At 54.7% G+C, this 12,704-nt stretch carries 12 protein-coding genes; 9 read left to right on the forward strand and 3 right to left on the reverse strand.

Translation table 11 applies throughout. From position 1 onward, the window contains the following. Positions 1 to 52: 52 nt before the first annotated feature. Positions 53 to 1,288: an acyl-CoA dehydrogenase family protein gene (locus ABLW18_RS10390; protein WP_347824740.1), complete on the reverse strand. Its 1,236-nt coding sequence runs from the start codon at positions 1,286 to 1,288 to the stop codon at positions 53 to 55. A 95-nt stretch (positions 1,289 to 1,383) separates the two neighbouring features. Here ABLW18_RS10390 and ABLW18_RS10395 point away from each other — a divergent pair, with 95 nt between their 5' ends. From ABLW18_RS10395 to ABLW18_RS10430, 8 genes are all read left to right on the forward strand, one after another. After that, positions 1,384 to 1,884 (forward strand): MaoC family dehydratase, encoded by a 501-nt coding sequence (locus tag ABLW18_RS10395; protein WP_347824741.1) that lies wholly within the window; start codon positions 1,384 to 1,386, stop codon positions 1,882 to 1,884. Next, positions 1,881 to 2,921, forward strand: a complete 1,041-nt coding sequence (locus ABLW18_RS10400) for a phosphotransferase family protein (RefSeq protein ID WP_347824742.1) — start codon at positions 1,881 to 1,883, stop codon at positions 2,919 to 2,921. Before ABLW18_RS10395 ends, ABLW18_RS10400 begins: the two co-directional genes overlap by 4 nt. Then, positions 2,918 to 3,526, forward strand: coding sequence for a TetR/AcrR family transcriptional regulator (locus tag ABLW18_RS10405; protein ID WP_347824743.1), 609 nt, complete (start codon positions 2,918 to 2,920; stop codon positions 3,524 to 3,526). Before ABLW18_RS10400 ends, ABLW18_RS10405 begins: the two co-directional genes overlap by 4 nt. 66 nt (positions 3,527 to 3,592) lie before the next feature. Then, positions 3,593 to 5,683 (forward strand): 3-hydroxyacyl-CoA dehydrogenase NAD-binding domain-containing protein, encoded by a 2,091-nt coding sequence (locus tag ABLW18_RS10410; protein WP_347824744.1) that lies wholly within the window; start codon positions 3,593 to 3,595, stop codon positions 5,681 to 5,683. A gap of 4 nt (positions 5,684 to 5,687) precedes the next feature. Continuing rightward, entirely contained in the window at positions 5,688 to 6,884 is a 1,197-nt protein-coding gene (locus tag ABLW18_RS10415; protein ID WP_347824745.1) for an acyl-CoA dehydrogenase family protein, read from the forward strand. 3 nt (positions 6,885 to 6,887) lie between these two features. Continuing rightward, complete coding sequence (locus ABLW18_RS10420; RefSeq protein WP_347824746.1) at positions 6,888 to 7,982, forward strand: acyl-CoA dehydrogenase family protein; 1,095 nt, start codon at positions 6,888 to 6,890, stop codon at positions 7,980 to 7,982. Between the two features lie 211 nt (positions 7,983 to 8,193). Continuing rightward, the gene (locus ABLW18_RS10425) at positions 8,194 to 8,961 is read left to right on the forward strand and encodes a hypothetical protein (protein ID WP_347824747.1); all 768 of its coding nucleotides are present in this window, start codon (positions 8,194 to 8,196) and stop codon (positions 8,959 to 8,961) included. 87 nt (positions 8,962 to 9,048) lie between these two features. Further along, on the forward strand, positions 9,049 to 10,209 hold the full coding sequence (locus ABLW18_RS10430; protein WP_347824748.1) for an acyl-CoA dehydrogenase family protein: 1,161 nt from the start codon (positions 9,049 to 9,051) through the stop codon (positions 10,207 to 10,209). Between the two features lie 57 nt (positions 10,210 to 10,266). On the opposite strand, the gene ABLW18_RS10435 is transcribed toward ABLW18_RS10430, so the two are convergent. Continuing rightward, positions 10,267 to 11,241, reverse strand: coding sequence for a quinone oxidoreductase (locus tag ABLW18_RS10435; protein ID WP_347824749.1), 975 nt, complete (start codon positions 11,239 to 11,241; stop codon positions 10,267 to 10,269). Between the two features lie 120 nt (positions 11,242 to 11,361). Here ABLW18_RS10435 and ABLW18_RS10440 point away from each other — a divergent pair, with 120 nt between their 5' ends. Further along, positions 11,362 to 11,952 (forward strand): LysE family transporter, encoded by a 591-nt coding sequence (locus ABLW18_RS10440; RefSeq protein WP_347824750.1) that lies wholly within the window; start codon positions 11,362 to 11,364, stop codon positions 11,950 to 11,952. Here ABLW18_RS10440 and recO read toward each other — a convergent pair. Then, on the reverse strand, positions 11,914 to 12,678 hold the full coding sequence (gene recO, locus ABLW18_RS10445) for a DNA repair protein RecO (protein ID WP_347824796.1): 765 nt from the start codon (positions 12,676 to 12,678) through the stop codon (positions 11,914 to 11,916). The genes ABLW18_RS10440 and recO overlap by 39 nt on opposite strands. Positions 12,679 to 12,704: the final 26 nt, after the last annotated feature.

A 12,704-nucleotide genomic window follows, 5' to 3' on the forward strand; every position in this document is an offset into this window, starting at 1 on the left:
ACAATTGCGCCACACAACTCTGCGGTTGACGCAGCCATATGGCAAGGCTTTCTTATATCTTTTCCTGCGTATGCTTGCGCAGCTCCGCCCGGGCCACCTGCCGCCGATGCACCGCATCAGGACCATCCGCCAAACGCAGGGTCCGCAGATGCATCCAATAGGCCGCAAGGGGGAGATCTTGACTGATACCGCCCGCCCCATGCAGCTGAATGGCTTCATCGACCACTTTCAAAGCCATGATCGGCGCCACAACTTTGATCTTCGAGATCCAAGGCGCCGCAGCCCGTGGATCGCCTTGGTCCATCATCCAAGCCGCCTTTAGACAGAGCAATCGCGCCATCTCAATTTCCATACGCGCATCCGCGATGATGTCAAAATTCGCGCCTAATTGCGCCAAGGGCTTGCCAAACGCTGTGCGGCTCAAGCTGCGTTTGCACATCAGCTCCAGCGCCGCCTCCGCTTGACCAATCGCCCGCATGCAATGATGTATGCGCCCGGGGCCAAGCCGGCCTTGGGCGATCTCAAAGCCACGCTCTTCGCCCAGCAGCATGTTTTCGGCAGGGACGCGCGCATCGGTAAAGCGCAAGTGATAATGCCCATGCGGCGCGTCATCATGGCCATAAATTTCCATCGGCCGTAATTTTTCAATCCCTGGCGTGGCTGCATCGACCACGATCATCGAATGGCGCTTGTGCTTGGGGGCATCTTCAGCACCGGTTTTCACCATAACGATATAGACCGCACAGCGTGGATCACCCGCGCCGCTGGCCCACCATTTCTCACCGTTGAGCACATAGTCATCGCCATCCCGGATGCAGCTCAGGCTCAAATTCGTCGCATCCGAGGAGGCCACATCCGGCTCAGTCATTACATAGGCGGAGCGGATCTCCCCAGCCAACAGTGGCGCAAGCCAGCGGGTTTTCATCTCTTCAGTGCCATATCGCTCGAAGACTTCCATATTGCCCGTGTCCGGCGCGGAACAGTTGAACACCTCTGCGGCCAAAGGTGATTTACCCAACTCTTCAGCCATATAGGCATATTCCACCGTCGTCAGGCCAAAGCCTTTGTCGCTGCCCGTCAGCCAAAAATTCCACAAACCTTCGGCCCGGACCTTATCTTTGAGGCCGGTCATGATTTCCACCTGACGATCGGTCAATTTCCAGCGATCCCCTTTGGAAACCTCCGTATGATACTCCGCCTCTAAGGGCATAATATCATTTCGAATAATTTCCGAAACTCGGTCCCGCAGCTTGGCGACACGTTCTGACAGTCCAAGGTTCATTTCCATATCCGCGCCCTCAATGTTTCCATGATATTTTGCCCTTTACAGGCCTGCCTATCATGAAACATACTGACGAGTATGTTGTCAATGGAAGCTAAGTGATGTCGGATCTGGAACGGGCCTTTGCCGCGCAAAGCCGGCAGATTGGCATGCGCTTGGGGCACAGCCCTTGGATATTGATTGATCAAGCACGCATTGATGCCTTTGCCAAGATCACTGAAGATCAACAGTTCATCCATGTCGACCCTGCCCGCGCCCGGGCAGAAACCCCTTTTGACGGCACGATTGCACATGGGTTTTTGACGCTCTCCATGGCCAGTCGCATGGTACAAGACACGCTGCCCAATCTGCCCGGCCAAGTTATGAACCTCAATGCAGGGTTTGATCGCTTGCGCTTTATCTCACCGCTACCCAGCGGCCAGCGAATTCGCGGCGCATTTACACTCAAAGAGGTCACAAAGTCCAAGGCCAACCACCTGCGCGTGGTGACCGAGCTGACCGTTGAAATTGAACACAGCGATACGCCCGCCCTGGTCGCTGATTGGATCAATATCGCCGTCTTCTCGCCCGCACACCTACGCAATGAGGGTCGGCAGATATGACTCAAACGCTGCACACTTATGATCCTCAAGAGCTTTCCACATATTTGGAACAAAATGTGACTGGATTTTCTGGCCTGGCTGAAATCGCAAAGTTTTCCGACGGGCAATCCAACCCGACATATCAGCTGACCGACACCGCTGGCCGCCGTTTCGTGCTGCGCGCCAAGCCGCCAGGCACCTTGCTCAAATCCGCCCATGCGGTCGATCGCGAGTTTCGCGTCATGACCGCTCTGGCCGCAAGCGCTGTGCCCGTACCTCAAATGTTGCACCTCTCGGGTGAGGACAGTCCCATGGGCGCGCAATTTTTGGTGATGGAACACTTAAACGGACAGGTTTTTTGGGATCCCGCTCTGCCCGAGAAGTCCCCAAAGTTTCGCCAAGGCGTGTATCACGCCCTCGTGCAGACCCTGGCCGCTCTGCACGATGTTGATCCCAAAGCCGTTGGGCTGGCTGACTTTGGCAAACCCGGCAATTATTTTTCGCGGCAAGTGTCCCGCTGGACAAGGCAATATCGCGCCTGTGAAACGCAGGCACGTCCCGATATGGATTGGAGCATCGACTGGCTGGAGCGCAACATGGTGCAAGATGATGGACAAACCGCCATCGTGCACGGTGACTATCGTTTGGACAATGTCATGTTCGACAGCCAAACCGCCGAGATGATCGCAGTTTTGGATTGGGAATTGTCCACGCTCGGGCATCCCTTTGCCGACCTGGCCTATCAATGCATGGGGCTGCGCCTGCCGCAAGATGGTATGATCAAAGGGCTCAAGGGTATTGACCGCAGGGCGCAAAGCCTGCCCGAAGAAGCGGACTATGTTGCGCAATATTGTGATCTGAGAGGCATCGATCCACCTGAAAATTGGGCGTTCTACATGGTGTTTTCTTTCTTTCGACTGGCCGCCATTTTGGAGGGCGTATTGCATCGCGCCCAATCGGGAAATGCCTCAAACCCCAGGGGCATAGATACGATGAGCCGCAGCATCGCCACTTTGGCGCAAGCCGCAAAACATACCGCCCAAGGCCGCCCGTCATGATGCTCAACAGCGCATCGGTCAAGGGACGCATTCTAGACGCCGCCGCTCAGGCGTTTGCCACCCATGGGGTCGATCAGACCTCGATTGATGACATTGCCCGCGACCTTGGTGCGACCAAAGGAAAAATTTATCATCATTTCGGCTCAAAAAGCGAATTGGTCTGCGCCATTCGCAAGCATTCTGTGCAGCTGACTTTGGAGCGAGTCCGTCCGCAGTTCGAGGCAGACATGCCGCCACTGGAAAAATTCTATGCGATGGCCAAAGCGCATGTCATCGCGATGATATCAGAGCTGGCCTATCACCGGGTTGTGGTAGAGGAGATGCGCGGTTCAAAGACCGGCGGGACAACAGCAGCAGAGCGGGCTTTGCGTCTCGAAATCGCTGCGCTGCAGTCCGAATATGAGGGCTTTTTCCGCAGCACTTTGGCAGAGGGCATCGCCAGCGGGCATTTTCGCGATCAAGACATCTCCATCGCCGTGCGGAGCTTTTTGATGATGCTGCATGCGCCGATCTATTGGTACCAACCGCGCGACACAGACAATATCGCTGCCATTGCCAACCAATTGGCCACTATGGCCTTGGGTGCGGTGGCAACGCCACCATGAGATGTTGATCTCCCAAACATCTGCGCTTTACGCTGGTACGGCGCGGCAATCGCAAAGGACGCTTCGATGACCCAACCTGTGACCCTCTCGACAGCCGGCTCCATCGCCGTAATTGAGATCAATAACCCTCCAGTCAACGCACTGAGCCAGGCGGTGCGGCAAGGCTTGCGCGATGCGGTCGTGCAGGCGGATACAGATCTGGCCGTCACGGCCATCGTCATCATTGGAGCGGGGCGCAGCTTTCCTGCCGGGGCGGATATCAAGGAATTTGACCAGCCAATGCAGGATCCGCATTTGCCCGATGTGATCGATCGCATTGAAAATTGCAGCAAACCGGTTGTGGCCGCGTTGCATGGCACAGCTTTGGGGGGCGGTTTTGAGATCGCCCTGGGCAGCCATTACCGCATCGCCGTGCCATCTGCGCGGGTGGGCCTGCCGGAAGTCCATCTCGGGCTCATCCCCGGCGCCGGCGGCACGCAGCGCTTGCCGCGATTGTGTGGCGCCGCAATGGCGCTTGAGATTATGTTCAAAGGCACCCCGATCAGCGCGCAAGATGCTTTCGCGGCCGGGTTGATCGACCGTTTGGCAGACGGGGATTTGCGCCAAGCCGCTTTGACCTATGCCGCGGAGCTCCAAATCCTGCGCCGCAGCAGCGATGCCACCTCCCACCTTGCGGACAAAGCCGCCTTCGAAGCGGCGTTGCAAAATGCCGCAAAGACAGCCGCCAGTCGGATGCGCGGGCAAATGGCGCCGCTGAAGATTGTCGATTGCGTGCGCGCCTGCATCACCCAACCTTTCGCGGATGGGCGCCGGTTCGAAAGCGATTGTTTTTTTGAATGTCTTGCCTCTGAACAATCCAAAGGCATGATCCACGCCTTTTTCGCCCAGCGCGCCAGCGCCAAAGTTCCCGAAGCCGGCCGCGCAGAGCCACGCCCCCTAAACCGGCTTGGGGTCGTGGGCGGCGGCACCATGGGTGCAGGCATCACCGTCGCGGCTCTGAACAGCGGCCTGCCGGTCACGATGATCGAGCGCGATTGTGAAAGCTTGGCGCGGGGACGGGCCAATGTAGAGCAGGTCTATGATCGGTTGATTGCCAAAGATCGCATGAGCGCGGCGCAAAAATCTGACATTATGGCCCGGTATCAAGCCTCAACGGAATTTGCCGATCTGTCGGAAGTCGACATGGTGATCGAGGCCGTTTTTGAGCGGCTCGATGTTAAACGCGGCGTGTTTGAACAGCTCGACAAAGTGCTAAAACTCGATGCGGTATTGGCCTCCAATACGAGCTATATCGACATAGATAAAATTTCCAGCGCCACCAATCGCCGCGAAAACGTGCTGGGTCTGCATTTTTTCAGCCCGGCAAATATCATGAAATTGCTCGAAATTGTTGTGCCACAAGACGCGGCTGACGATGTGGTGGCCACAGGCTTTGCATTGGCCAAAATTTTGGGCAAAATCCCCGTGCGGTCCGGCAATTCGCCCGGGTTCATTGGCAACCGCATTCTCGGCAAATATGGCGATTGCGCCGCCCATATGATGGAAGACGGTGCCACACCTTACGAAATTGATGCCGCAATTGTAGCGTTTGGCTATCCGATGGGCCTCCATGCCATGTATGATCTGGCTGGTTTGGACATTGGATGGGACAATCGCAAAGCCGCGCAGGACAAGCACGATCCAGCGGAACGCTATGTTGAGATCGCCGACCGTATTTGTGAACGCGGTTGGTTTGGGCAAAAAACCGGGCGCGGTTTCTACCTGTACCCCGGCGGTGCACGCATCGGGACGCCAGACCCTGAAATTCTTGCTTTGATCGAGGCGGAACGCGCCAAAAAATCCATCGCAGCCCGCAAATTCACCGCGGACGAGATTATGGCGCGCTATCTGGCCGCAATGGTCAATGAAGCCTGTGAGGTTCTGCGCGAAAGCGTGGCCTTGAAACCCTCAGATATCGATGTGACCTTCGTGCACGGCTATGGCTTCCCAAGATATCGAGGTGGGCCGATGAAATATGCGGACAGTTATGGTCTGGATCGACTGCTGGGAGATATCCGACGCTATGGGCAGGACGATCCCATATTTTGGCAGGCCTCACCGTTACTGGAAGAGCTGGTGGCCTCTGGGCAAACTTTCGACGACCTGAACAAAGGATAGAGCTATGGACCTGAACTTCACCGAAGCTGACCAGGCATTTCGCCAAGAGGTCATCGAATTTTTGAGCGTGGAACTGCCAGCTGATATTTCGCGCAGGGTGCATGCGGATCTACCCGTCAGCAAAGAGGACACAGAATTTTGGCATGCGGTTTTGCATAAACGCGGCTGGCTGACTTATAATTGGCCCAAATCTTTTGGCGGTGTCGGCTGGAGCCCCGTGCAACAATCTATCTTCGAGGAAGAATGCGCCACCGCTGGCGCCCCGCGCATCTTGCCATTTGGCCTCAAAATGCTGGCGCCTGTTTTGATGGCTTTTGGCTCAAAAGAGCAACAAGAGCATTGGCTCCCACGCATGTGCGATGGCACTGACTGGTGGTGTCAAGGCTATTCCGAGCCAGGATCTGGATCTGACTTGGCCAGTCTCAAAACGACAGCGGTTAAACAGGGCGATCACTATGTGATCAACGGCCAAAAAACGTGGACCACATTGGGCCAATACGCCAATATGATCTTTTGTCTGGTGCGCACGAATAGCGATACCAAACCCCAGGCCGGTATTTCTTTCATCTTGGTTGATCTAGCCACGCCAGGTATTGAGATGCGCCCCATCCGCACTTTGGACGGGGGGCAGGAAGTGAATGAGGTATTTTTCACAGATGTCCGCGTCCCTGCTTCAAACTTAGTGGGCGAAGAAAATAAGGGCTGGACCTATGCGAAGTACTTACTGGCCCATGAGCGCAATGGCATCGCCAATGTCGGAATTTCTGGCCAAAAGCTTGCCCGGCTCAAGCGCCTCTCCCTGACCCAAAAACGAAATGGAAAACCGCTGGCTGATGATCCATTGTTTGCGGCACGACTGGCCCGCTTAGAGATAGAGCTGCGCAACCTAGAGACCACAAACTTGCGGGTTCTTGACGGGTTCTCGAAAGGCGCTGGACCGGGGCCAGAAAGTTCAATGTTAAAAATCATCGGATCGGAGTTGGAACAAAACTTCGACGATCTTACGCGCCGTGCCTTGGGACGCCACGCTCAGGCGCATACGCCACAGGTGTTTGAACCCGGCTACAACGGACCACAGGTGGCGCCACAAGATATGGCCAATCAATCCGCCGCTTATTTCAACAAGCGCAAAGTGTCGATCTATGGCGGTTCAAATGAGATACAAAAAAACATCATAACCAAAATGATATTGGGGCTTTAAGATATGGATTTTCAACCCACTGAAGAACGCCGCATGCTGGCGGATATGATCGGAAAATTCATTCAGAATGACTATCCTTTGAAAGAGCGACTAACGGCGGGCTCTAGCGCTTTGGGCTATTGCCCTACGGCCTATAGCACGATGGCACAGCTGGGTTTGATCGGTGCATTATTTGAGGAAGAGGTTGGCGGCTTTGGCGGTTCGGGATTTGATATCGCCACCGTCTTCACAGAGCTGGGCAAAGGTTTGGTAGTTGAACCGCTCAATGACACAGCACTGACCACCGGCTATATTTTGGCGCAGACTGATCAGTTGGACCTTGTCGAACAGATCGTCCTTGGTGAAAAACGCGTAGCACTTGGTCTCATCGAAAATGGCGCAGATTATGACTGGAGCGCGCCCGAAACGCTTGCGCGCAAAACAGACGCGGAATGGCAGTTGAACGGCGTAAAAACCTCTGTGAAATTCGCCCATGGGGCTGATGCGCTGATTGTCAGTGCACAGACACAATCCGCGCCAGGGATCAGCTTATTTTTGATTGAAGCGGCGGCAACGGGGCTCGCGGAGCATCCGTTCCAAACTGTCGATGGTGGCAACGCCTGCGAGATCACGCTGCACAACACACCTGCTCAGCTGTTGGGCGTGGAAGGTGCAGCCTATCCGTTGATCGATGCCGCGGCCGCGCGCGCCACTTTGGCCCTCTGCGCGGAGGCTTTGGGATTGATGGAGCGCATTAAAGATATGACCATCGACTACATGCGCACGCGCAAACAATTCGGCAGCGAGCTGGGTAAATTTCAAGCGCTGCAACACCGCGTGGCGCAGATGTTGCTCGAAATCGAGCAGGCAAAATCGGCAGTCATCAATGCTGCGAATGATTTACAGGCCCCCGCCGATGAACGAAATCGCGCCATATCCGCGGCGAAATATTCGATTGGCCGAATTGGCTGTGCCGTTGCCGAAGAGGCGATCCAGCTGCACGGCGGCATTGGTATGACTTGGGAGTATGATTTGGGGCATTTCGCCAAGCGGCTTGTTATGATTGACCACGAATGGGGGGATCAAGACTTCCACTTAATGCGCTTCGCTGAAAGCTGAGGGGTGACACAGGTCATTCTACGATACCTGCATCCTCCTAACGCCTCATAGCTTATAGTGACCTATACATAAGTCTATAATTATATCAAAATATACTTTGTTCCCCAAAAAATAATCTATTCGGTAGTGCCGTGTCACAGATATCTTGGATACAAAGTTATAAACCGCAGATTTTGCCTCTCGAAAAGAGATCTAATGGGGTAAGTTTAGAATGCTCGCAATAACGGACAGCCCACTCGCCCGTTCCACAGAGGTCATTCGCCTCATTGGCATCTATGGGCCAATCAAGCTGTGCGATCTTGAGGCGCATGTGTCATTCTCACGCTCTGCCTTGCAACGGATTTGCGCCCAACTGGAGGCGCTAAACTGGGCGCGGCGGCGGGTCTCGGATAAGGCCTATGTTCTGACTTATGCTATTGATGATTTTTTTGCTTCAGCGCAATTTTCAGCCCCTGAAGTGGACCAAGTTCAGCCGGTTTTGAACATGGCAAAGGCAGAGGGGTGCTATGACATCACGTTCTCTATGTTCGAAAGTAAAACACGATTTGCAATTGTCGACAGCACCAAGCCACCGGTCGACTTGACCACCGAGCATTCTTTAATTTTCTCAAATGCAGCAATTTCTGCGCAGTCAGAGATGTCAGAGCAAGAGCAGAAAACGCTTATCGCCAAAGCCGCGACCCAAGCAAACCCGGAGGAGCAGACCGAGCTGCGCATGGGTAAATACCACCAAGAGGTCCGTAAAGCCCGAATGCGCGGTTATGTGCTTGATGCAACCCTTCCGTCCATCTCTTTCAGCTGGCGAGCAGAAACTGGCGCTATTTGCACGTTGACCGTTGAGCCAGCCGCAGCAACCCGCACTGCGCGGCAAGAGTTCCTAGAATACCACCAGCAAATTATGGAAAAATTTTCGATCATGTGCGACGATCATTTTCGATCGAATCTGGCGGCCGCACGTGACCAACGTGCCTACGGCTAAAACAAATCGAAAACGCCAACCCATCTGTTTCTTGTCATGTTGCGCAGGACGGCCTACCTACGGGATAAGTCCCAAAGGAGGCGCAGCATGTACCAGCCCGGTGAAACCTATGACGATATCCGCGAGGCCGTTGGCAAACTCTGCGCAGAATTTCCCGGAAGCTACTGGCGTGCACTTGACAGAGAGATGACTTATCCGGCCGCTTTTGTGCAGGCTCTGACTGAGGCTGGATGGCTCGGTGCTTTGATTCCTGAAAATTTTGGTGGATCAGGCCTGCCGCTCTCCGCTGCTGCGGTTATTTTGGAAGAAATCCACCGGTCGGGGGGCAATGCGGGCGCGTGTCATGCACAGATGTATACCATGGGAACCCTGTTGAGGCATGGCTCAGAGGCGCAAAAGACCCAGTACCTGCCAAAGATCGCGGACGGGACCCTGCGGTTGCAGGCCTTTGGTGTAACCGAGCCCAGCTCAGGTACCGATACAGGCGCATTGCGCACCACCGCCAAGCGAGATGGGTCCAATTATGTCATCAACGGGCAGAAAATTTGGACCAGCCGAGCAGAGCATTCCGACCTCATGTTGCTTTTGGCGCGCACGACACCGCTGGAAGAGGGGATGAAGAAGACCCAAGGTCTTTCTGTTTTGCTGGTCGACATGCGCGAAGCACTGGGCAACGGTCTCACCCTACAGCCGATCCGCACCATGATGAACCATGCGACCACAGAGGTCTTTTTTGACAATCTCCGCGTGCCGGCGGAAAACTTGATCGGCGAAGAAGGCAAAGGATTTCGCTATATCCTCTCAGGCATGAATGCCGAACGCATTTTGATTGCCTCTGAATGTATTGGCGATGCGAAATGGTTTATCGAACACTCGGTGGCCTATGCCAAAGATCGCCAAGTCTTTGATCGCCCGATCGGGCAAAACCAAGGCATACAATTTCCCATTGCCAAGGCCTATGCAAATATGCGCGCCGCTGAGTTGATGGTGAAAGAGGCGCTGGCCCTCTACGAAAACGGTGGCAATCCCGGCGCTGAGGCCAATATGGCCAAAATGCTGGCAGCCGATGCCTCAAATGAAGCCGCGAATGTTGCGGTACAAACCCATGGTGGGTTTGGCTTTGCTGAAGAGTATGATGTTGAGCGCAAATTTAGAGAAACGCGGCTCTATCAAGTGGCACCGATCTCAACGAATTTGATCCTGTCCTATCTCGCAGAACATGTTTTGGATCTACCGCGCTCCTATTGAAGCAAAGCCCTTGCCCCTGCCAGCCTAGAAAAGTTGTGGCAGGGACAAACAGAACGCCTAGACTGTTAGGATGGTCGACCCAGTTGTGAGGCGCGCCTCCAACGCATCATGCGCCGCTGTGACATCTTCCAAAGCAAACTCTTGACCAATCACAATTTTTACATCGCCAGATGTGACCTTCGAAAATAAATGCCGCGCCATCTCCTGGCAATCTTCATGCTTGCCAATATGAGTAAAGAGCGTCGGGCGGGTGATTTTCAGCGAACCTTTCGCCCCCAATTGGGCCAAGTTGAACGGCGGCACTGGACCCGAAGCATTGCCGAAAGTGATCATCATGCCCAGCGGTTTGAGGCTATTGAGGGAGCCTTCAAAAGTGCTCTCACCCACAGAATCCATCACCACATCAACCCCCGCACCCCCGGTTAATTCATTGACCTTCTCTTCGAAGTTTTCTGACATATAGTTGATGCAATGGGTGGCCCCATGGTGCAAAGCCAATTGGCATTTTTCATCGCTGCCAGCGGTGCCAATCAGGGTAATGCCCTCAGACTTAGCCCATTGGCAGGCAATTAAACCGACGCCGCCTGCTGCTGCATGAAACAGAACTGTGTCGCCTTTATGCAGCGGCGTGGTGCGATGAAAGAGATATTGCACCGTCATGCCCTGAAGCATCATCGCCGCGCCCTGCTCGAAGCTGATTTCGTCGGGCAAAGGACAAACCTGCGCCGCCGGCATCACGCGCCGCTCACAATAAGAGCCCGGCGGCATAGAGGCATAGGCCACACGGTCCCCAACCTTCACATGGGTGACACCTGCCCCCACAGCTTCAATCACACCGGCCGCCTCCATGCCAAGGGCCTGAGGCAAGGGCAGAGGGTAAAGTCCCGTGCGCTGATAGACGTCTATATAATTGAGCCCGCAGGCTTTATGAGCGATGCGCACCTGCCCATCACCGGGTTCTCCGGCTGGCATATCCACAATTTTTAGTTGATCCGAACCCCCGAATTCTTTGATCACAACAGTCTTATTCATCACGCTCTCCTAAGTTTAGAAATGAGTGTAGCGCATTGCCGTGCCGGTACAATCGCCAATTCCTCTGAGATGCGATCTACGGCGCTGGTCACCTTCGGACTTTGGCCTTAGGGTCAGCGCATGATTACATTTGCACTTGCCATAGTCCTGATGCTTGCCACCCCCGGCCCCGGAGTTCTGTCCGCCGCCGGTGTCGGTGCTGGGTTTGGAGCTGCGGCGGGGCTCCGCTACGTGGCTGGGCTCTGTATTGGGCAGGCCTTGGTTTATGCGGCCGTCGCCGCGGGCCTGTCAGCCTTCGTGCTCGACACTCCGTGGCTGCGGATCACATTAATGGCAGTGTCGTTTTTGTATCTGCTGTATTTGGCAAGCCGGATTGCTTTCGCTGGCGCGCAAGTGGCTTTCATTAGATCCGAAACCCCGCCCAGGCTCATGGCCGGTTTGCTCTTGCAGCCCATCAACCCGAAAGCCTATGCGGTGCTGACCGCTTTAATCACCGGATTTCCAATCTATGAGGACGCCTATTGGAGTGAAGTGGCCATAAAATTTGTCATTCTAAATATGATTTGGGTGCCAATCCATGTGATTTGGGTCCTTTTTGGCGTCTCGCTCAAGCGGCTCAACCTCTCGCCTAACGCGCAACGAGCGATCAACATATCCATGGCCCTGTCAATGCTACTCGTGGTTGGCCTCGCCGCTTGGACCCTGCTCTAAGCCGGCTATGCGGAACAATCTCTCGACCAGCCGCTGTCGCGCTAAGGGCAATCCCCGATCACCAAGCGATGGCGCCAACCATTTTTCCAAAAAATGCCCAGTGGTGCGTAACCCGGCGGCAATCTCGCCATTATCCGCAACACTTTGCCCGATCATACAAGGCGCAAGCGGCAACAGCTGCGTCTTCCAGCGCCCCGCGTGATGTGCGGCCACAGCCCGACCAGATTTCGGAGACACATAGGCCAAATCCTCGGTGGTTCCAGACACCGCACAACAGCTGAGATCCAGACCAAAGCCCAAATCCTCCAACAGCTGCATTTCCCAGTGTAAATAGGCCAAAGGCCAAGCCTCTGTGACGCAGATCAAATCCAAAAGATTGATCGAGGCGCTATAGAGTGCCCCATGCTGCGCGCGCTCTGGCAGAGCAAAGTTCAAAAGCCCAACAACAGATGTCAAACCGGCCAAGGCCAAAGGATCCGCCATCACTTGTGCTGCCCGGCTGCGCATAGGTTCAACCGTGAATGCACCCATGTGCTCTTCAAGCCTGGCTTTCCAGACCACCTCAAATTGACCACCAGGTTGCAAAATAGGGCCTTGCCTTCGCCCAGCGCCACCGCGCACTACACCCGCATGTTTCCCATGATGTTCTGTAAAAACCTCAACGATGACGGCCGCTTCACCATGCTTACGCACAGCCAATAAAACCCCTTCATCCCGCCATTCTATCAAAACATAGACCCTAACTTACCCGC

Source organism: uncultured Planktomarina sp. (genome assembly GCA_943788425.1).
GTDB lineage: Bacteria > Pseudomonadota > Alphaproteobacteria > Rhodobacterales > Rhodobacteraceae > Planktomarina.

What these genes read in the sequence shown, in the direction of transcription:
- ABLW18_RS10440 (WP_347824750.1), top strand. Translation starts at nt 11,362, where the DNA reads ATGATTACATTTGCACTTGCCATAGTCCTGATGCTTGCCACCCCCGGC.
- ABLW18_RS10420 (WP_347824746.1), top strand. Translation starts at nt 6,888, where the DNA reads ATGGATTTTCAACCCACTGAAGAACGCCGCATGCTGGCGGATATGATC.
- ABLW18_RS10435 (WP_347824749.1), bottom strand. Translation starts at nt 11,241, where the DNA reads ATGAATAAGACTGTTGTGATCAAAGAATTCGGGGGTTCGGATCAACTA.
- ABLW18_RS10425 (WP_347824747.1), top strand. Translation starts at nt 8,194, where the DNA reads ATGCTCGCAATAACGGACAGCCCACTCGCCCGTTCCACAGAGGTCATT.
- ABLW18_RS10390 (WP_347824740.1), bottom strand. Translation starts at nt 1,288, where the DNA reads ATGGAAATGAACCTTGGACTGTCAGAACGTGTCGCCAAGCTGCGGGAC.
- ABLW18_RS10395 (WP_347824741.1), top strand. Translation starts at nt 1,384, where the DNA reads ATGTCGGATCTGGAACGGGCCTTTGCCGCGCAAAGCCGGCAGATTGGC.
- ABLW18_RS10400 (WP_347824742.1), top strand. Translation starts at nt 1,881, where the DNA reads ATGACTCAAACGCTGCACACTTATGATCCTCAAGAGCTTTCCACATAT.
- ABLW18_RS10430 (WP_347824748.1), top strand. Translation starts at nt 9,049, where the DNA reads ATGTACCAGCCCGGTGAAACCTATGACGATATCCGCGAGGCCGTTGGC.
- ABLW18_RS10405 (WP_347824743.1), top strand. Translation starts at nt 2,918, where the DNA reads ATGATGCTCAACAGCGCATCGGTCAAGGGACGCATTCTAGACGCCGCC.
- ABLW18_RS10410 (WP_347824744.1), top strand. Translation starts at nt 3,593, where the DNA reads ATGACCCAACCTGTGACCCTCTCGACAGCCGGCTCCATCGCCGTAATT.
- ABLW18_RS10415 (WP_347824745.1), top strand. Translation starts at nt 5,688, where the DNA reads ATGGACCTGAACTTCACCGAAGCTGACCAGGCATTTCGCCAAGAGGTC.